23 protein-coding genes are annotated in these 18,208 nt (G+C 71.1%); 11 read left to right on the forward strand and 12 right to left on the reverse strand.

Annotated features, from left to right (window positions below; genetic code table 11):
- Nucleotides 1-26: 26 nt before the first annotated feature.
- A complete protein-coding gene (locus Q8W67_RS17700) occupies nucleotides 27-821 on the reverse strand; it encodes a hypothetical protein (protein ID WP_305547931.1) in 795 nt (264 codons plus the stop codon).
- A gap of 317 nt (nucleotides 822-1,138) precedes the next feature.
- Between Q8W67_RS17700 and Q8W67_RS17705 the strand changes: the two genes are divergently transcribed.
- From Q8W67_RS17705 to Q8W67_RS17725, 5 genes are all read left to right on the forward strand, one after another.
- Nucleotides 1,139-1,738 (forward strand): superoxide dismutase, encoded by a 600-nt coding sequence (locus tag Q8W67_RS17705; protein WP_305547933.1) that lies wholly within the window; start codon nucleotides 1,139-1,141, stop codon nucleotides 1,736-1,738.
- Nucleotides 1,739-1,944: 206 nt separating this feature from the next.
- On the forward strand, nucleotides 1,945-3,471 hold the full coding sequence (gene murJ, locus Q8W67_RS17710) for a murein biosynthesis integral membrane protein MurJ (RefSeq protein ID WP_305547935.1): 1,527 nt from the start codon (nucleotides 1,945-1,947) through the stop codon (nucleotides 3,469-3,471).
- A gap of 83 nt (nucleotides 3,472-3,554) precedes the next feature.
- Nucleotides 3,555-4,232 (forward strand): haloacid dehalogenase type II, encoded by a 678-nt coding sequence (locus Q8W67_RS17715; RefSeq protein WP_305547937.1) that lies wholly within the window; start codon nucleotides 3,555-3,557, stop codon nucleotides 4,230-4,232.
- A 208-nt stretch (nucleotides 4,233-4,440) separates the two neighbouring features.
- A complete protein-coding gene (locus Q8W67_RS17720; RefSeq protein ID WP_305547942.1) occupies nucleotides 4,441-4,914 on the forward strand; it encodes an SRPBCC family protein in 474 nt (157 codons plus the stop codon).
- Between the two features lie 154 nt (nucleotides 4,915-5,068).
- Nucleotides 5,069-5,422: a hypothetical protein gene (locus Q8W67_RS17725; protein ID WP_305547944.1), complete on the forward strand. Its 354-nt coding sequence runs from the start codon at nucleotides 5,069-5,071 to the stop codon at nucleotides 5,420-5,422.
- Nucleotides 5,423-5,507: 85 nt separating this feature from the next.
- On the opposite strand, the gene Q8W67_RS17730 is transcribed toward Q8W67_RS17725, so the two are convergent.
- From Q8W67_RS17730 to Q8W67_RS17740, 3 genes are read right to left on the reverse strand one after another with little or no spacing between them, the layout of a single operon-like run.
- Nucleotides 5,508-7,265, reverse strand: a complete 1,758-nt coding sequence (locus tag Q8W67_RS17730; RefSeq protein WP_305547947.1) for a carbamoyltransferase C-terminal domain-containing protein — start codon at nucleotides 7,263-7,265, stop codon at nucleotides 5,508-5,510.
- Nucleotides 7,266-7,313: 48 nt separating this feature from the next.
- The gene (gene nhaA / locus Q8W67_RS17735; protein ID WP_305548057.1) at nucleotides 7,314-8,516 is read right to left on the reverse strand and encodes a Na+/H+ antiporter NhaA; all 1,203 of its coding nucleotides are present in this window, start codon (nucleotides 8,514-8,516) and stop codon (nucleotides 7,314-7,316) included.
- A gap of 59 nt (nucleotides 8,517-8,575) precedes the next feature.
- Nucleotides 8,576-9,217 carry a TlpA disulfide reductase family protein gene (locus Q8W67_RS17740; RefSeq protein ID WP_305547948.1) on the reverse strand — a complete coding sequence of 214 codons (642 nt, stop codon included), beginning with the start codon at nucleotides 9,215-9,217 and terminating at the stop codon, nucleotides 8,576-8,578.
- Nucleotides 9,218-9,259: 42 nt separating this feature from the next.
- Between Q8W67_RS17740 and argH the strand changes: the two genes are divergently transcribed.
- The 3 genes from argH (at nucleotide 9,260) to Q8W67_RS17755 (ending at nucleotide 11,921) form a co-directional block, all read left to right on the forward strand.
- The gene (gene argH, locus Q8W67_RS17745; protein WP_305547949.1) at nucleotides 9,260-10,639 is read left to right on the forward strand and encodes an argininosuccinate lyase; all 1,380 of its coding nucleotides are present in this window, start codon (nucleotides 9,260-9,262) and stop codon (nucleotides 10,637-10,639) included.
- Between the two features lie 165 nt (nucleotides 10,640-10,804).
- A complete protein-coding gene (locus Q8W67_RS17750) occupies nucleotides 10,805-11,086 on the forward strand; it encodes a hypothetical protein (RefSeq protein WP_305547951.1) in 282 nt (93 codons plus the stop codon).
- Nucleotides 11,087-11,204: 118 nt separating this feature from the next.
- Entirely contained in the window at nucleotides 11,205-11,921 is a 717-nt protein-coding gene (locus tag Q8W67_RS17755) for an invasion associated locus b family protein (RefSeq protein WP_305547953.1), read from the forward strand.
- 84 nt (nucleotides 11,922-12,005) lie between these two features.
- Here the strand turns inward: Q8W67_RS17755 and Q8W67_RS17760 are convergent, their stop codons facing one another.
- Both Q8W67_RS17760 and Q8W67_RS17765 read right to left on the reverse strand, forming a co-directional pair.
- Nucleotides 12,006-12,323, reverse strand: a complete 318-nt coding sequence (locus tag Q8W67_RS17760) for a hypothetical protein (protein WP_305547955.1) — start codon at nucleotides 12,321-12,323, stop codon at nucleotides 12,006-12,008.
- A 401-nt stretch (nucleotides 12,324-12,724) separates the two neighbouring features.
- Nucleotides 12,725-13,399 (reverse strand): HAD family phosphatase, encoded by a 675-nt coding sequence (locus Q8W67_RS17765; RefSeq protein ID WP_305547957.1) that lies wholly within the window; start codon nucleotides 13,397-13,399, stop codon nucleotides 12,725-12,727.
- A gap of 167 nt (nucleotides 13,400-13,566) precedes the next feature.
- Here Q8W67_RS17765 and Q8W67_RS17770 point away from each other — a divergent pair, with 167 nt between their 5' ends.
- On the forward strand, nucleotides 13,567-13,887 hold the full coding sequence (locus tag Q8W67_RS17770) for a PetM family of cytochrome b6f complex subunit 7 (RefSeq protein ID WP_210031819.1): 321 nt from the start codon (nucleotides 13,567-13,569) through the stop codon (nucleotides 13,885-13,887).
- 45 nt (nucleotides 13,888-13,932) lie between these two features.
- Here the strand turns inward: Q8W67_RS17770 and Q8W67_RS17775 are convergent, their stop codons facing one another.
- Entirely contained in the window at nucleotides 13,933-14,514 is a 582-nt protein-coding gene (locus Q8W67_RS17775; RefSeq protein WP_305547962.1) for a PAS domain-containing protein, read from the reverse strand.
- A 128-nt stretch (nucleotides 14,515-14,642) separates the two neighbouring features.
- On the opposite strand from Q8W67_RS17775, the gene msrA reads away from it, so the two are divergent.
- Nucleotides 14,643-15,299 carry a peptide-methionine (S)-S-oxide reductase MsrA gene (gene msrA / locus Q8W67_RS17780; RefSeq protein WP_305547964.1) on the forward strand — a complete coding sequence of 219 codons (657 nt, stop codon included), beginning with the start codon at nucleotides 14,643-14,645 and terminating at the stop codon, nucleotides 15,297-15,299.
- Between the two features lie 2 nt (nucleotides 15,300-15,301).
- On the opposite strand, the gene Q8W67_RS17785 is transcribed toward msrA, so the two are convergent.
- Entirely contained in the window at nucleotides 15,302-15,466 is a 165-nt protein-coding gene (locus Q8W67_RS17785; RefSeq protein ID WP_305547966.1) for a hypothetical protein, read from the reverse strand.
- 55 nt (nucleotides 15,467-15,521) lie between these two features.
- Complete coding sequence (gene mepA / locus Q8W67_RS17790; RefSeq protein WP_305547968.1) at nucleotides 15,522-16,457, reverse strand: penicillin-insensitive murein endopeptidase; 936 nt, start codon at nucleotides 16,455-16,457, stop codon at nucleotides 15,522-15,524.
- Between the two features lie 123 nt (nucleotides 16,458-16,580).
- Between mepA and Q8W67_RS17795 the strand changes: the two genes are divergently transcribed.
- A complete protein-coding gene (locus tag Q8W67_RS17795; RefSeq protein WP_305547970.1) occupies nucleotides 16,581-16,964 on the forward strand; it encodes a PRC-barrel domain-containing protein in 384 nt (127 codons plus the stop codon).
- An 83-nt stretch (nucleotides 16,965-17,047) separates the two neighbouring features.
- On the opposite strand, the gene Q8W67_RS17800 is transcribed toward Q8W67_RS17795, so the two are convergent.
- From Q8W67_RS17800 to Q8W67_RS17810, 3 genes are all read right to left on the reverse strand, one after another.
- Nucleotides 17,048-17,665, reverse strand: a complete 618-nt coding sequence (locus tag Q8W67_RS17800; RefSeq protein ID WP_305547972.1) for a ParB-like protein — start codon at nucleotides 17,663-17,665, stop codon at nucleotides 17,048-17,050.
- Between the two features lie 82 nt (nucleotides 17,666-17,747).
- Nucleotides 17,748-17,978, reverse strand: coding sequence for a ribbon-helix-helix domain-containing protein (locus Q8W67_RS17805; RefSeq protein ID WP_305547974.1), 231 nt, complete (start codon nucleotides 17,976-17,978; stop codon nucleotides 17,748-17,750).
- A 24-nt stretch (nucleotides 17,979-18,002) separates the two neighbouring features.
- Nucleotides 18,003-18,206: a DUF4169 family protein gene (locus Q8W67_RS17810; protein WP_305547976.1), complete on the reverse strand. Its 204-nt coding sequence runs from the start codon at nucleotides 18,204-18,206 to the stop codon at nucleotides 18,003-18,005.
- Nucleotides 18,207-18,208: the final 2 nt, after the last annotated feature.

An 18,208-nucleotide genomic window follows, 5' to 3' on the forward strand; every position in this document is an offset into this window, starting at 1 on the left:
ATCCAGCGGATCGGGCATCGAATCGCTCAGGCCGCACCCCGGTTCCCGGCTTCGCCGCCACCGTCGACGAAGGCCTTCAGCTCGTCGAGCGACTCGAAGGTGAACCGGCCCTGCGGCGTGTCGGCCTCGATCGAGCCGTCCTCGAACATCACGTAGGTGTTGCCGCCTGACGCGTAGCGCCCGACCACGGTCCGCGCGACCGGATTCGGGGCGGACTCGGGCTCCGGCGCCGCGTCGAGGCTCGGGCGCAGGGACGGCGCCTCCTCCTTGGTCTCCGGCGGCGTTTCGGGCGCGGCGAACAGGTCGTCCTCGGGCGCAGGCCCGGCTGCGGGGGCCACCTCCGGCGTTGGCCGGGGGGGCGGCTCCGGCGCGGCTGTCGGGGGCGGGATCGGCAGGTCCGCCTCGGCCAAGGCGGGCTTCCGCGCATCGGCCGCCTTCGGCGCCTCGACCGGCGTGGCCTCCCGGCGGTCCGGGCCGGGCTCGATCCGCGGGCGCTCGGGATCGAAGGGCGGCTCGACGACCGGCGGCACGATGAAGGCGGGGGCGGCGGGCAGAGCCGACGGCAGCCGCGATCGACCCTCGGCGGGCACGGATCCGGACGCCCCGAAGGCCGGGACAGTCTCGATCGCCCGCTCGACCCGCCGGAACACGAGGGCGAGCACGCCGATCCCGAACAGAACCGCGCCCGAGGAGGCCGCCACCGAACCCGCGATCACCATCGCGAGCCCGCTCTCCAGACGCACGTAGGGAAAGCCCTGGATCACGGCGGCGCAGCCCCCGATGGCCATGGCGGCGGCGAGCGCGAACAGCGCAGCGATCATGATACTCTCTAGACACGGGCCGGCTAGCCGCCGACGCTCAACGCGAACCGCACAGTAAGGCCTTGCCGCCATATTGCAAAACCCGGCAGTGAGATTGTCCGGGATACAGGTTCAATTTAGTTGTCGTCGCGCTTGCGCGGCGTGGCGCCGGTTTCGCCGTGCGGGCGCGCATCAACCGGGCCGTTGCCCGCAACTTCGCACCCCGCTTGTCCGGAACGGCGTTGCCCTCCCGCGGGCACCGACTTACCTAGCGGGCGGTTGACCCGGGAGCCCCCGCGGGGGACGAGGCCGCCCACGGCTAAGCGGAGACAGACGCGATGACCTTCACCCTGCCGGAACTGCCCTACGCCTACGACGCGCTCGGGCCGTACATGTCGAAGGAAACTCTCGAGTTCCACCACGACAAGCACCACAAGGCCTATGTCGATACCGGCAACAAGCTGCTCGAAGGCACGGATCTCCAGGGCAAGAGCGTCGAGGAGATCGTCAAGGCCGCCTACAACACGAATCAGCCGCTCTTCAACAACGCCGGCCAGCACTACAACCACATCCATTTCTGGCAGTGGATGAAGCCCAATGGCGGCGGCGCCATTCCGGGCGTGCTGGCCAAGAAGATCGACGAGGATCTCGGCGGCGCCGAGAAGTTCAAGGCGGACTTCATCCAGGCGGGCGTCGGCCAGTTCGGCTCGGGCTGGGCGTGGCTCGCCGTCAAGGACGGCAAGCTCGCGATCATGAAGACCCCCAACGGCGAGAACCCGCTGGTCCACGGCGCCAAGCCGATCCTGGGCGTCGACGTGTGGGAGCACTCCTACTACATCGACTATCGCAACCGCCGGCCCGACTACCTCAAGGCGTTCATCGAGAACCTCGTGAACTGGGAGCACGTGGAGAAGATGTACGGCGAGGCGTCCGCCTGATCCGGTCATGAGCCGGCGTCGCGGGCCCATCGTGTCCGCGGCGCCCTTGAGATGCCTGCGAAAAGCGGCTCTTGATGCGGACCCCGGGCTCACCCGGGGCCAGCAGGGCACGCCGCCATTCCATCCCATTCCCCCGACGCCATGATCCTGCAGCGCGCCCTTCCCCCCCGGCGGGGCGAGGGATTGGACGCGCAGCGGGCGTGTCCATGATCCGCTCCATCCTCTCGGTCGGCGGCTGGACCCTGGTCTCGCGCGTCACCGGCTTCGCCCGCGACGTGGTCATGGCCGCCGTGATCGGCGCGGGGCCGATGGCCGATGCCTTCGTGGTCGCGTTCCGGCTGCCGAACCATTTCCGCGCGATCTTCGGCGAGGGCGCGTTCAACACGGCCTTCGTGCCCGCCTATGCCGGGCTCGCGGAGGCCGGCCCGCCCGAGGCGGCTCACCGATTCGCCGACCGCGTCTTCACCCTGATGCTGATCGTGCAGCTCGTGCTGCTGAACCTCGCCCTGCCGGCGATGCCCTGGGTCGTGCACGCCCTGGCGCCGGGCTTCGCGGAGGACGGCGAGCGCTTCCGGCTCGCGGTGGCGCTGACCCGCATCACCTTCCCGTACCTGCTGTTCATGACGCTGGTGACGCTGCTGTCGGGCATCCTCAACGCCCACCGGCTGTTCGCCGTGGCGGCCGGGGCGCCGGTCCTGCTCAACCTCGCGATGCTGGCGGCGCTGGGGCTGAGCTTCCTGTTCCCGAATGCGGCCTACGCGGCCGCCTGGGGCGTCGCCGTCTCGGGCGTGCTCCAGTTCGGCCTGCTGTGGTGGGGCTGCCGCCGGGCTGGCGTGATGCCGGACCTCGCCGTGCCGCGCCCCGACCCGGCGCTGAATCGGTTCTTCGCGGTGCTCGGCCCCGCGGTGATCGGGTCGGCCGGGTTCCAGATCGCGGCCTTCGCCGACACGATCATCGCGAGCTGGCTGCCCACCGGCGCTGTTTCGGCCCTGTATTATGCCGACCGGCTCTATCAGCTCCCGTTCGGGGTGATCGCCATCGCGGCCGGCACCGTGCTCCTGCCGGAAATGAGCCGGCGGATCGTGGCGGGCGACGTCGCCGGGGCGCATGCGGCGCAGAACCGGGCGGCGGGCTTCTCGCTGGCGCTGTCGGCGCCGTTCACGGTGGCGTTCCTGACCATCCCGGGGCTGATCATGGCGGCCCTGTTCCAGCGCGGCGCCTTCAGCGCGGAAGAGGCCTCCCGGGCCGCCTCGGTGCTGGCGGCCTACGGGTTCGCGCTGCCCGCCGTCGTGCTGGTGCGCAGCGCGGTGGCGAGCTTCTACGCCCGCCAGGACACCAAGACCCCGCTCTGGGCCTCGCTCACGGCGATCCTGGTCAACGTCGCCCTGAAGCTCTGGCTCACCGGGCCCTACGGTGTCACGGGGCTGGCGCTCGCCACCGCGGTCAGCCAGTGGGTCAACCTGCTGCTGCTCGTCGCCCTCGCCAAGCGCCGCGGCTGGACGGCGCCGGGCCGCACCCTCGGCCTCACGGTGGCGGGGGTGGGGTTCGCCTGCATCGCGCTGGCGGGCGTCGCCGTCTACGGCCAGACGCTCGCCGAGGCGCTGGTGCCGGCCCTGCCGCACGGGCGCGAGATCGTCGTCCTGGCGCTCCTCGGCCTCGCCGGGGCCGCCGTCTATGGCGGCCTGCTGGCAGGACTCCTGCACCTGTTCGGCCTGCGCCTGCGCCGGGCCTGAGAAACACCGTATCGTCGATCAAGCCGGGCTCGCCGCCGCGTCTGCGAGCCCCAGATCGCCCGAGAGGGCCAGTGAGGAACGCCATGACCGATGCCAAGGACCTGCTCGCGGGCGTGAAGGCCGCGGTGTTCGACGCCTACGGCACGCTGTTCGACGTGAACGCCGCGGTCCAGCGCTACGCCGACGTGGTCGGGCCGGATGCCGGCCACCTCTCCGAGGTCTGGCGCAACAAGCAGCTCGAATACAGCTGGACGCTGTCCTTGATGGGTCGCTACGCCGCCTTCTGGGACCTCACCGTGCGGGCCCTCGACCATGCCCTGGCCATCCATCCGGGTGTGGATCCGGGACTGCGGGAAAGGCTGCTCGACGCCTATCGCGACCTCGATGCCTATCCAGAGGTGCCGGGCGTGCTGGCGGTCCTGCGCAAGCGCGGCATCCGCACCGCCGTCCTCACGAACGGCAACGCCGCGATGGTCGACCGCGCCGTCGCGTCGGCGGGTCTCGCCGACCATCTGGACGCGGTGCTCTCCATGGATGACGCGCAGGTGTTCAAGACCCATCCCGACGCCTACCGGATTGCGCTGACCCGGCTCGCGGTCGGGGAGGCGAACGTGCTGTTCTGCTCCTCGAACCGCTGGGACGTCGCGGGGGCCTGCGCCTTCGGCTTCCGCACCGCCTGGGTGAACCGCAAGGGTCTCCCGGACGAGTACGCGGACCTGGCTCCAACGGCCGTCATCGAATCCCTGGACGGGCTGATCTGAGACCCGCTTCGGTGCGCGGGAGCCGCGTCCATCGGATGTGCCGGGGACCCGGCGCGCAGCCGCCCCGATCGGGCCACGACAGTCTGATTCCCTGAATGCGACGCCGGAGCTTGGACTAAAGTCGGGGTTGCAACGTGCAACCTGCACTGGTGGTTCGTCCCGGACTCGTACGCCTGAAAATTGAGCGTCGAGCGCCAGGGAGCGTCTCATGAAGTGCGTGTTATTGGCGGCTGCCGCGTTCAGCGTCGCCGTGGCTGGACCGGCCTTTGCCCTCGAAGTCACCAAGTCGGTCGACGTTGCCGCGTCACCCGATGCGGTGTGGAAGACCATCGGCGGTTTCTGCGGGATCGGTGACTGGCATCCGGTCATCGAGAAATGCGCCCTGTCCAAGAAGGGCGGCAAGGAGATCCGCACGCTGAGCCTGAAGGGCGGCGGGACGATCGTCGAGGAGGAAGAGTCCCGCGACGACAAGAAGATGGACTACACCTACACGATCCTGGAAGGCCCGCTGCCCGTCACCGACTACCACTCGACGATCATGGTCGCGAAGGCCGGCAGCGGTTCCAAGGTGACCTGGAAGGGTACGTTCAAGGCCAAGGGTGCACCCGACGCCAAGGCGCAGGAGGCGATCGCGGGCGTTTACGATGCCGGCCTGAAGGGCATCGCCGACAAGGCGAAATAGGAAACTTCCGGCAAGGGGGCAGGGGCGGGCCCGCGTCCGCCCCTGCCTCCGCCCGAACGCCGTCCCGACGATATACCCGGCCCACGATCGAATTGCGCCGCTTCGGAGTTTTTTAATTCTCCCGGTGTTGGATCCTCGTCAACACGAACGGGAGATGTTGCGCGTGGCCACGAACGGTTCCTTCACGATGATCCGCGCCGGGGCCGCCGCCCTCGCCGCGACCCTGGTGGTCGGGGCCGCCGCCCCGGTCTCCGCCCGCGACCAGACTGGGGCGATCGTCGGCGGCCTGGCGGCCGGCGTGGTCGGCGGCGTGGTCGGGAGCGCCCTCGTCAACGGCGCGAACCCGCCGCCCCCGCCGCCGGAGTACCGCCCGCGCCGCGTCCTGGTCGAGGAGCCCGAGACCGTGGTGGTGCGCGAGCGCCGCGGCCCGATCTGCCATTACGAGCGCCGCAAGGAATGGCTCGGTGACGGCGAGTTCACCTACCGCCGGGTCGAGGTCTGCGAGTAATTGTTCGGGAACGGCCTCAGCGGCGCTGCCGCCGGGGCCGCGCGGACAGGATCCGGCGCCGCGTCCCCCGGGGGCGCGGCGTCTCTCATTTCACCACCAGCCAATCCTCGACCACCAGGGCGTCGAGGCCGGTGGTGTAGAACATCAGGATCGCGTCCTCCGCGCCGTGCAGGATCGGCTTGCCCATCACGTTGAAGCTGGTGTTGAGCAGGATCGGAACGCCGGTGATCTCCGCGAAGGCGCCGATCAGGGCTGCGTAGGCCGGGTTGCGCTCCGGCGTGACGCTCTGGAGCCGGCCGGTCCCGTCCTGGTGGACCACCGCCGGCACGCGATCGCGGACCGCCTCGCGCCAGACCAGCGTGCGCTCCATATAGGGGCTGTCCGCGTAATCCTCGAACCAGTCCGGCCCGGCTTCGGCGAGGATCGACGGCGCGAAGGGCCGGAAGCCCTCGCGGTACTTCACCTTGGCGTTGAGCGCGTCCTTGGCGCCGGCCGGCCGCGGGTCGGCCAGGATCGAGCGGTTGCCCAGCGCCCGGGGCCCGAACTCGGCCCGGCCCTGCACCCAGCCGACGAGGCCGCCCTCGGCCAGGATCCGCGCCGCCGCCCGGGTCGCCGCCTCATGACCGAGGCGCTTCGCCCGCGGTTCCTGCTCGGCCAGCCGCTCCATCGGGGCGGTCGAGACCCGGGAGCCGAGATAGGGCGTGAGCGGGCGCGTCTCGGCGGGCGGGCCGGCCCAGCCGGGGTTGTCCTCCGCGTAGGCGAGCCAGGCGGCCCCCACCGCATTGCCGTCGTCGGCCGGCGCCGAGGGGACGTGCAGCCGGGCGAACCCGGAACGGCCGAGCGCTCGACCGTTATAGGAAGAATTGAGCCCGCACCCGCCGCACAGGACGAGGTTCGCGGAGGGCGAGAGCGCGGCGGCTTCCGCCAGCAGCACGTCCATCAACGTACAAAAGAAGTCCTGGCCGCAGCGGGCGAGGTCGGCCCAGCCGTTCTCCTGGGCATCCGCCGGGCGGCGCGTGCGGATCTCCGCGGCTACGGCCTGGATCGTCTCCGCCTCGGCGAAGTGCAGGCGGCCGGCCTCGACCGTGCAGAGCCGGGCCAGCAGGGCGGCGAGGTCTGGATCGGGGTGGCCATAGGGGGCGAGCCCCATGATCTTCCACTCCTCGCCCTTCACCTGGTCGAAGCCGGCGAGATCCGTGATCAGGCCGTACAGGAATCCCAGCGAGCCGCGCCCGCGGTGGCGGCGGAGTTCCGTGATCCGGCCGTCCTGCAGCCGGTAGATCGCCGCCGCGCCGGTCTCGCCCATGCCGTCGACCACCAGGGCGGTGCCCTCCTCGAACGGGCTGCCCCAGAGCCCGTAGGCGGCGTGGCAGAGGTGGTGCGGATAGCGCCGCTGGCCGGCGATCGTCGCACGCGGTGCCGCGCCGGTGCTCCGCGCCTCGTGGTTGAGTGCGAGCAGGGTGCCGTGGCCGGCCCGCTCCTGCGCGGCGTGGAGGTCGGCGATGAATACCCGTTCGGCCTGCTCGGGCACGAAGGAGCGGTTGAGCGCCGTGCCATGGGCGGCCAGGGCCATCAGGTCGAAGGTTCCGGCCCCGGCCTGTCCGCGCAGGAAGTCGGTGAACTGAGGCCCCCAGGTCGAGGCGACGACGATCTCCGAACCGCGCGGGACGTAGTCCCGGAGCACGGAGGCCATTCGGGCCGGGGCGTCCGGCTCGCAGTTCGGGGCGCGCTTGTACTGGAGGAAGCGCTCCGCGGCCTCGGCGAACAGCAGGCTGCCGTCGGGTCCGACCAGGGCGAGGGCCGGGTCGTGGAAGGTCGTGGCGAGGCCGAGATAGAAGCGCATGGCGATGCGGGGTAGCGCATTTTCGCGCGCAACGGATCCCGGCGAGGCCTATCCGGCGCTCGGGCGCCGCGCGATGAGAAGGATCGCCGCGCCAGCCAGCCCCGACAGGGCGGAGCCTGCCAGCACCCCGAGCTTCACGGCGGTCTCGTGTTCCGGGTCGGCGAAGGCGAGGCCGCCGATGAACAGGCTCATCGTGAAGCCGATCCCGCACAGGACCGCGACGCCGTAGACCTGCGCCCAGGTGGCGCGGGCGGGACGCTGCCCGAGCCCGAGCGCGACAGCGAGCCGCAGGCTCGCGAAGACCCCGGCCTGCTTGCCCAGGAACAGCCCGGCCGCGATGCCCAGCGTCACCGGCTGGATCAGCGCGTCGCCGGTCAGGCCGCTCAGGTCCACGCCGGCATTCGCGAAGCCGAACACCGGAATGACGAGGTAGGTGATCCAGGGCGCCAGGGCGTGCTCCAGGCGATGGAGCGGCGAGGACACGTCCTCGGGCCGGCCGGGGCTGACCCGGATCGGGACCGTGAGCGCCAGGAGCACGCCCGCCACGGTCGCGTGGATCCCGGAGCGCAGCACCAGCACCCACAGCACGAGGCCGAGCAGGAGATAGGCCGGAAGCCACGTGAATCCGGCCCGGTTGAGGCCGTAGAGGCTGGCCAGGGCCAGCGCCGCCAGAGCCAGCATCGACGCGTCCAGCCCGGAACTGTAGAACAGCGCGATCACCACCACGGCGCCGAGGTCGTCGACGATCGCCACGGCGCTGAGGAAGATCTTCAGGGAGACGGGTGCCCGCGAACCGAGGAGCGCCAGGACCCCGAGGGCGAAGGCGATGTCGGTCGCCGTCGGAATCGCCCAGCCGCGCAGGGTGCCGGCGCCGAGATTGAAGAGCGTGTAGACCAGCGCCGGCGCCGCCATGCCGCCGAGCGCCGCGAAGCCGGGCAGCATCCGGTCCGGCCATGTGCGCAGCCGCCCGTCCAGCGCCTCGCGCTTGATCTCCAGCCCGACCAGCAGGAAGAAGCCGGCCATCAGGCCGTCGTTGATCCAATGCTGCACGCTCATCGGCCCGAGCGCGGCGTGGAGCCCGTGCGCGTAGGCTTCGGCCCACGGCCCGTTGGCCACCAGCAGCGCCAGTGCCGCCGCCGCCATCAGGATCAGACCGCCCGCCGCCTCGCTGGTCAGCATCGTGCGGATGGCCGAAAGGGGGCGACGGATCCGCTTCGGCAGCGCGCGGACGGGGGCGGGAGGCGGCTTCATCGGGCAGGCCTTGCCGCGCATCGCGAGCGGGGGCAAGGGACGGCCGCCGGGACCTGACCTTAAGAGGTCCGCCCCAGGGCCGCGCGGATCAGCGCCAGCCCGTCCGGGCTCGACCAGGCGGCCGGCCCCTTCATCACCCCGAGGGTGCAGCCCCGCGCGTCGATCAGCATCGTGGTCGGCAGGCCGGGCGATTGCGTGTCGCGCTGGATCATCGGGAGGACGCGCCCGCCGGGATCGGCATAGGAGGCGAGGGCGCGGATGCCGGCCTGCTTGAGCCATTCCGGCGGCTTGTCGAGATTGCGGGTGTCGACGTTGATCGCCACCACGGCGAAATCGGGTCCGCCGAGCTGCGCCTGGAGGCGGTCGAGCGCCGGCATCTCGGCCTTGCAGGGCGCGCACCATGTCGCCCAGAGATTCACCAGCAGCAGCCGGCCCTTGAGGTCGGCGAGCGCGGTCTCGGCCCCGTCCGGGCCCTTGAACCGGATCTCGGGCGCCGGGCGCGCCTGCGGCAGTGCCTGCATGGCCGCGACCTCGCCCTTCGCGGCCGTATCGACCCGGGCGAGCGCCGGCGCGGAGCCGGCGCAGGGCCCGAGCCCCAAGCCCGTGTTGCCGGGCAGGAGACCGCTCCCGTATAGGGCGAGCCCGAGGGCGGCGAGCGCGGCGAGGCCGGCGCCGGCCAGGATGGTCGTGCGGCCGGGCATCAGGCTTGCCTGCCGGGACGTTCAGGGCGCGGAAGGATCGACATGAGCAACCGGATGTGGGGCGGCCGCTTCGCGAGCGGCCCGGCGGAGATCATGGAGGAAATCAACGCCTCCATCGGATTCGACAAGCGCCTCGCGCCCCAGGACATCCGCGGCTCGCTGGCGCATGTGGCGATGCTGGGCCAGGCCGGCATCCTGCCGGCGCAGGATGTGGCCGCGATCGAGGCCGGGCTCAAGGCCGTGCGCGACGAGATCGAGGCCGGTACGTTCGAATTCAAGCGCGAGCTCGAGGACATCCACATGTCCGTCGAGAGCCGCCTGACCGAGATCGTGGGGCCCGCTGCCGGGCGCCTGCACACCGCGCGTTCGCGCAACGACCAGGTCGCCACCGACATGAAGCTGTGGGTGCGCGACACCCTGGACTCCCTCGACCAGCAGGCCGCCGACCTGCAGCGCGCCCTGGCCGCGGCGGCCCTGAAGCACGCCGGCACCGTGATGCCGGGCTTCACCCATCTCCAGTCGGCCCAGCCGGTCACCTTCGGCCACCATTGCCTGGCCTATGTCGAGATGCTGGCCCGGGACCGCGGCCGGTTCCGCGACGCGCGGGCGCGCCTCAACGAATGCCCCCTCGGCGCCGCCGCGCTCGCCGGCACCTCCTTCCCGATCGACCGGCACGCCACCGCGGCGGCGCTGGGCTTCGACCGGCCGACCGCGAATTCCCTGGATTCGGTCGCCGACCGGGACTTCGCCCTGGAATCGCTCGCCGCGGCCTCGATCTGCGCGGTCCATCTCTCGCGCTTCGCCGAGGAATTGGTGGTCTGGACCTCGGCGCAGTTCAACTTCGTCAGGCTGTCGGACGGGTACACCACCGGCTCGTCGATCATGCCTCAGAAGCGCAATCCCGACGCCGCCGAGCTGGTGCGCGCCAAGTCCGGCCGGATCATCGGTGCGCTCACCGGCCTGCTCATCGTCATGAAGGGCCTGCCGCTCGCCTATTCCAAGGACATGCAGGAGGACAAGGAGGGCACCTTCGACGCGCTCCAGGCGCTGTCCCTGTGCCTCGCCGCCATGACCGGCATGGTGAAGGACCTGGAGCCCAACGCCGAGGTGCTCGCCCGGGCCGCCGGCTCCGGCTACGCCACCGCCACGGACCTCGCCGACTGGCTGGTGCGCGAGCTCGGCCTGCCGTTCCGTCAGGCGCACCATGTCACCGGCCGCCTCGTCGGCGCCGCCTCGGCCAAGGGGGTCGGGCTCGAAGAGCTGTCGCTCGCCGAGATGCAGGAGGCCGAGCCGCGCATCACCGACGCGGTCTACGCCGTATTGGGGGTCGGGAACTCGGTGGCGAGCCGTACCAGCTACGGCGGCACCGCGCCGGAGAACGTCCGGGCGCAGGCGCAGGGGTGGATCGAGAAGCTCGCCTGAGCGGTCGAGAGCCGTCCCCGATCCCGTGGACCGGTCCTGGGGATCGCGTGCGGCTCGCTCCGTGAGGCTACGGAATTGTGCATCGCAACCTTCCTTCGCGCCGCGCGTTCACCATCTGGCTAAGTCTGGCCTGTTAGAAGCTCGGCCGTGTGGATCGGAGATCGCATGATGCCTGTCGAGAGTTGGCTGAAGCCGGACGAGGTACCCGACCTCGCGGCACGGGCCACGGCCATGATCGATGCTGCTCTGGTCGGTTCGGGACTGACGCGGGACACATACTGGTCCGCGGTCCGCAAGGGCTACAACACCCCCTACAACGACCCGCCCCGGACGCGCGCGGTGCCGGCCCAGCCGAACGCGGTCGCCTCCACGGCCGCTGAGTCCGATCCCGTCTCGGTTCCGGCGGCGGTGATGGCCGCCCTGTCCGCCGAGGCACGCGCGGTCTGAACCGCCGGGACTTCGTCCCGGATCCGCGTCGCCATCTTGCCGACTTCTTGCGCGGGCTTCACTAATCCCGATCCCCGGTCGGGCCCCAGATGGGGCCGCCCGTCGTCAGGAAGTGAAGATGGTCCGCGTCCCTCGCCTGCTCCCGGTCGGAGCCCTCGTCCTGCTCGCCTCCGGTCTCGGCACCGGCCTCTTCGGGGCCCTCGTGGGCGGAGCGTGCCTGTCCGCGACCGTTGCCCTGGCCCAGGAGGCGGCACCCGAGGCGGCCTCCGGTGACGCGCCGGCGACGCGCGGCCGCCGGCACGGCCGGCAGCGGACGAGGCAGGCCGAGAAGGCGGCGACGCCTCCGGGGATGCAGCAGGCCACCCCCGTGGCGATCTTCGGCGACTGGAACGTGTTCGTGAACGGCGATGGGCGCGCCAAGCTCTGCTACGCCATCGCCCAGCCGCAGACGCGCTCGCCCAAGACCCTGAAGCGCGACACCGCCTACCTGTTCGTCAGCGTGCGCAAGGGCGAGAACGTGCAGAACGAGGTAGCGGTGATGCTGGGTTTCCCGTCGAAGCCCGCGGCCTCCCAGGTCAAGCCGGGCTCCGCCGCCACGCCCACCGACCCGAGCCTGACCCTCGGCGCCAGCCGATACGGCCTCGTCGTGAAGGACGGGAATGCGTGGCTGCAGAACCCGGCCGAGGAGGCCCGGGTGGTCTCCGAGATGAGCACGCGCAATCCGAAGCTGATCATCAAGACCACCTCGCTGCGGGGCAACCCGACGAGCGACGAATACGCGCTCGCCGGCTTCTCGGAGGCGATGAAGCGCACCCGCGACGAGTGCAGCCGGTAGCCCGGCTCTCACGCCTTGTCGTGATGCGCCCGCCGCCGAACCGGCTGCGGCTTCCGCGGCGGGCGCCTCGGCCGCGCGCCCGATTCAGGCGCTGCGGCGGCGGAGCCTGACGGCCCCACCCTGCCGGGCGGCCGATCGGGCCCGGACGTTGGCCCGCTCGCGGGCGGCGCGGGCCGCGTGCTCGGCGTTGCGGAACACGGTACCGTCGAGGCCGTCGAAGTCGCGGGACGACGAGAAGAACCGGACGCCGCGTCCCTCGGGCACGGCGATACCGGCTGTGACCTCACCGATCTCGATCACCCGGGCCGGCTCGGTCCGGACCGCCGAAGGGCGCTCGCCGGGCACGAAGCGGGCCGGATCGAGGTGGTCTGCGGGCGTTAACTCTGTATGGAGACTGTGCATCGGACGAAGGACTCCCTTGGCCGGCGCAAGGGCCGGGCCGGATCGCGGTGACTGCTTCGGAGGGTCGGCGCGGCTAGCGTCGACAGCGCCGCCGATCGGCGGGGAGGCAGGGCGCGTGACGGAGCGACCGTCGAAGGGAGCGTAGGCGGGTCGACATCGGATGTCCTCCAGACCGAAGGACCGCGCGGCGCAGGCGCCGTCGCAGTGCTTTAGCGTTTGATGACGCGGCGCAAGCTACGCTTCTCAAATCACCGCGGCCGAAGGCGATGCGCCAGGGCGTCCGCTTCGACGTCCCGAAGATGGATGTTGGCCGCCGGCCCGTCAACGGAACGGGCTTCCGATTTTCGGGCCGCGCTTGGCAGAAAGTCGGTCCCGTCCGCCCGCCCGGGAGACGCGATCGTTCAGGCTTCCGCGATCACCGCGGCGAGGTCGGAGAATTCGGAGAAGATCCGGCCGGCGCCGGCGCGCACGAGGTCGGCCCCCGCGGGATCGTGGTCCCAATGGCCGCCGCCGGTGAAGCCGGCGACCCGCATGCCGGCGCTCCGGGCCGCCGTGACGCCGGGCACGCTGTCCTCGATCACCAGGCATGCGGCGGGGGCCGCGCCCATGCGGTCGGCGGCGAACAGGAACAGGTCCGGGAAGGGCTTGCCCCGCGCCACCTGGGCCGATGAGAAGACGCAGTCGTCGAACAGTGGCAGGAGCCCGGTGAGGCTCAAGGAATGGCGCAGCCGCACCGGGTCGCTGCTCGACGCCACGCAGACCGGCAGGCCCAGTGCGGCGACCGCCTCGGTGACGCCGCGCATCGCCGTCAGCTCGGCATCGAACAGCGCCAGCGTCTCCGCCTTGACCGCCTCCACGAAGCCCGGGGGCGCCGTGACGCCGTAGTCGCGCGCGATATGCGCCATGATCGACACCATGGAGGTGCCGGTGAAGCGCGCCCGTACCGTCGCGAAGTCGATGGCGACGCCGATGCGGTTGAGGCCGGCCGTGAGGCAGGCGAGGCTCAGGGGCTCGCTGTCGACCAGGACGCCGTCGCAATCGAAGATCACGAGGCCGAGTTTCGCGCGCGCGTCCAAGATCGACCGGTCCCTCCGGCGGCCCGCCGCCGCCGGGCGCTCCTGTGGCACGGGCTCCGGGGACCGGCAACCGCATGCGTGCCGGCGCTTGCACCCGGCGGCCCGGACCCATACTCCCGGGGCGGGCGCCTTCCGGTGCGCTCTGGCATGGCTCAGAAGACCCCGCGATGTTCCGCTTCCTGGCCCGCGTCCTGGGCTTCCTGCTGATGGCCGGCGGCTTCGTCGCGCTGGTCTATGACGGCGCCCGCTCGATCGCCAACAACGGCCTGCGGGTGACGCCGCTCTCGGACGTGATCGCAACCCTGTTCAAGGACAAGGCCGGCGCCCTGCAGGGCAGCGTGGAGGGAGCGGCGCCCTGGCTCTGGCACATCCTGGGCCTGCCGCTCACCCTGGCGCCGGCTTCGCTGATCGGTCTCGGTCTCGGCGCGGTGCTGCTCTGGCTCGGCCAGCCGGGCCGGGAGCCGATCGGCTTTCTGACGAAGCCCTGAAGGCGCGGGATCCCAGGCTTCGCCGCCGCGGCCAAAGGTCCGGCGCTACCGGTCCGCGCGCTGGGCCTTGGCTTCGGCCAGTGCGCCGTTCAGCCGCGCGATCTCGGCCCGCAGCGCGTAGTGCTCGCTGACGTCGAGCTGCGACGCGAAGAAGTAGACGATCTTGCCTTCCGCATCCCGCACCGGCCCGACGAAGAGGGCGTTGTGGAAGGTCGAGCCGTCCTTGCGGTAGTTGAGGAGATCGATCCTGATGTCGACCTCTTGCCGGACCGCCTCGCGGAGGCGGTCGACGGCGGCCGAGTCCGTATCCGGCCCCTGGAGGAAGCGGCAGTTGCGGCCGGTCACCTCCAGGCGCGTGTAGCCTGTGAGCTTCAGGAAGGCGTCGTTCGCGAAGACGATCGGGTTGTCGAACTGGCGCGGGTCGGTGATGATCATCGGCATCCGCGTCGCGCGCACGGCCGCGGCGAACGGATCGCCCCGGTTCGATTCCGCCTTCAGATTGTCCAGCACATGGCTCGTGGCAGTCCAGCCCGTATCCATCCGGCTCAGCCCTTCACCCCGCGACACCCAGGCCGCGGCCCTGTGCAGGTACAAGCCGGAAACTGCGCGTGCGGTCCAGCCCCGCATCAAGCTTTCGCCGCGCGTACGGGGCTTTTCACTGCGGCTTGAACGGTCTGACCGCTGCCGGAAGCTTTCTCGGCGGCCGTCCGGTTCCCATATCCGTCGCGAGCCCAGAGACCGGAAGGCGAGACACGATGTTCCTGTTCCGCAAGCGCCCCGAGATGCCGACTCCCTCCGAAGCCCTGCCGGGGCGCCCGACGCCGCTCCCGACCGCCGAGACGCACTTCGTCAACGGCAACCCCCTGAAGGGGCCCTATCCCCCGGGGACCGAGACCGTGGTGCTCGGACTGGGCTGCTTCTGGGGGGCGGAGCGCCGGTTCTGGCAGCTGCCGGAGGGCGTGTTCGTCACGGCGGTGGGCTATGCCGGGGGCCATACCCCGAACCCGACCTACGAGGAGGTCTGCACCGGCCAGACCGGCCACAACGAGGTGGTGCTGGTGGCCTTCGATCCCGCCGTTCTGCCGCTGGAGGCCTTGCTGAGGACCTTCTTCGAGAGCCACGACCCGACCCAGGGCATGCGCCAGGGCAACGACGTCGGCACGCAGTACCGCTCGGGGATCTACACGAGCGGTCCCGAGCAGGAGGCGACCGCCCGGGCGGTGCGCGCGGCCTATGCTGAGGCGTTGCGCGCGCGCGGCTTCCCGGACATCACCACCGAGATCAAGCCGCTGGAGCACTTCTACTTCGCGGAGGCCTACCACCAGCAATACCTCGCCAAGAACCCGGCGGGCTATTGCGGACTGGGCGGCACCGGCGTCAGCTGCCCCGTGGGGACCGGCGTTGCCGCCTGACCCTACGGGTTGCCTCCCCCCGGCCTAGGGGCGGGCGCGGGGGCGCTCACGGTGCCCGCGGCTTCGGGCGGCGGCGTACTCTTCGGGCTGCGCAGGACGATGAGCACGCCGCCCACCACCGAGAGGGCGAGGGCGGTGACCAGGATGAGGAAGAGCCAGCGGGGCATCCCGGGGCGTTAGCACGTCGAAGCGGGTTCGGCGAACGGCCCGGGCCGGAACCGGCTATTGCGCCTTCAGCACCATGCGGCAGGCGGCTGGCAGAGCCGCCATGGTCATGGCGGGCTTCGGCTTCGGCGGCACCTTGGGCGGCTTCGGGTGCAGCACCGCGTCCGAGAACCAGTAGTCGAGGTCGTCGCAGCCGTCCGTCGCGGCGGGCGGACCCTGGGGCTGGCAATCGTCCTGCCCGGCCGGGCAGGAAAGCCGGATATGGTAGTGGTAGTTGTGCCCGTACATCGGGCGCACCTTGGACATCCAGCGGCTGCCCGCGGCCTCCCGGCAGAGGGCCTTCTTGATCGCCGCGTTGACGAAGATCCGCTCCACCTCCGGCTGCTCGGCCGTGAGCTTGATCAGGTGCAGATGCGTCGGCGTCCAAACCTCCGGGTCGATGTCGCGGCGGTCCGACCGGACCATGTCGGTGGCCGAGGTCTCCTCGCGCTCCGCCCGGCTCATGCGATGGTCGGGCATCGGCGTCAGCCAGACGTCGGCGTCGATGCCGATCTGGTGCGAGGCGTGGCCGGTGATCATCGGGCCGCCGCGGGGCTGGGCCATGTCACCGACGAGCAGCCCCGGCCAGCCCACGCGGGCGGCCTTCTGCGACAGGCGCTCGAGGAAATCGACGAGGTAGGGCGTGCCCCACATCCGGTTGCGGGACGGGCGCATGACCTGCCAGTTCGGCCCGTCGAGGGGCAGCGCCTCGCCCCCGGCGAAGCAGCCCTTGGCGTAGAAGCCGTAGATGTGGGCCGGCCCCGCGGCCGGGCGCGTGATCCGGCCGAACAGAGCCTTGGCCGGGGTCGAGGGCGCGTCCGGATGCTCCAGAGGCGGCAACGGCTTCGGGGTGACGCTGCCGCGGTCCTGGGCATGCGCCCCGGCGACGGATAGGAGCAGGGCGGCGAGCGCGAGGATTGGCGCGCGACTCGGGGCGGTACGCGGGATCGGCATGCGGGAAGCTGTTCGTCCTGCTGGAGAGGGCGGGCGCAGGCCCGCTCCGGAACGTCGCCCATCGCCGGGGCGTTTTTCAGGCAGCGACCGAAACGCGAAGCGACCACGATCCGGGAGACGACGATGACGGCGACCGGCCAACCCGCGGCCAGACAGCCCCGCAGCCTGATCGCCAGCGACCGGGTGATCGGCACGGACGTTCGCCGGCCGGACGGGACCCGGGTCGGCCGGATCGAGCGGCTCATGCTCGACAAGGCCTCCGGCCGGGTCGCCTACGCGGTGATGAGCTTCGGCGGCTTCCTGGGGCTCGGCGAGGACTTCTACACGCTGCCCTGGTCGATGCTGCGCTTCGCGCCGCATCAGGACGCCTACGTGGTCGACATCACCGAGGCGCAGCTGCGCGCCGCCCCCGCCCGCACCCCCGAGGGCACCGACCCCGCCGAGGACGGCGCCTGGGAGGAGCAGATCCACCGCTATTACGACGCGGCGCCCTACTGGGGGATCTAACGCGCCGCCCGTGCGCGGCAGCCTGATTCCGCACCGCGTCGATCCCCGCCCCAGGCCCTGGAAATCGACCCGGCCTTCATCGGTCAGCCCTCCGAAGGACCACACCAGCCCGGCAGGTAGCCGGCATCCTTGGACTTCGCGAGGGCCATCGCCTTCTCCAGCGCGTCCGAGAAATCGTTCTCGACGCGCTTCTCCTTGATGTTGCGGCGAAGGAAATCCGCCCACAGGAACTCGCTGAAGGGCGTCGTGTCCTTGGCGAAGCCGCCGGCGCGGCGCAGCTCGCCCGCGAGGCTGCGGAAGGGGTCGTCGGCGAGGTCGGCGATCGCCTTCGGGAGGTCCTTGAAATCCCGGCGTACGCCTTCGGCATCGTAGGGATAGACCCAGGACTTGTGATCGCACACCGTCCAGAATGCGTCCTTTTCCAGGTGATGCAGGTCGGCGACCACCGTGACCAGCACGTGCTCGACACCCTCTTCCTGCAGGGCCCGCGAGAGGTGGTGGTGATCGATGGCGTAGTGGTGCTTCTTCGGCCCGAGCACGGTCGGGATCATGTGCGCCCCGAGAAACGCCTTCTTCTTCTCGCCGTCGTATTCCCGCCAGCGGCGGCGCTTCTCGGCGACCTCCCGGTAGCCCACTGTCATCTGGGTCGGCCGCAACTCGGCGATCGGGATCGGCTTGAGCAGCGGTTCGCGGTTGGCCATCGGGTCGGATCTCCTGCGCACTTATGCCACGCCCTTGTCACAACGGGTCGCGGACCGGAAGGGCGGCGCTGGCCGGAGGCGGTCACGTTTCGCGGATCGGCCCGGCGCGCACCGCCTCCAGCACGAACACCCGGATCGCCGAGGACAGGTTCTGGCCGCCGCGCCCGGCATCGATCGCGCCGATCAGCGCCTGGATCGACCGGCCGCGCGCCTCCGCGACCTCGCGGAGCGCCGCCCAGAACGGATCCTCCAGGGACACGCTGGTGCGGTGGCCCGCGATCATCACCGAGCGCTTGGTGACGCCCATGCTCATGGCGGAAGGATCATGACACGCGGGTCATGCCTGCGGATCGGCATCCGGGTCGCCGCGCTCGAGCCGGTGGCCCTCGTGGCGCTCGGCCTCCAGAGCCTTGCGCCGCTGCTGCAGCGTCTTGGCCTTCTTCGGACGCCCGAAGGCGATCCGGTTCTCCTCGGCCCTGGCGTCCTCGGCCGCGCGGGCCTTCGCCTTGCGGACCTGGCGCAGGTTGATGATCTCGGCCATGG

Origin of the sequence: Methylobacterium sp. NEAU K (assembly GCF_030700285.1) — a bacterium.
In the GTDB taxonomy this organism is placed as follows: Bacteria; Pseudomonadota; Alphaproteobacteria; order Rhizobiales; family Beijerinckiaceae; genus Methylobacterium.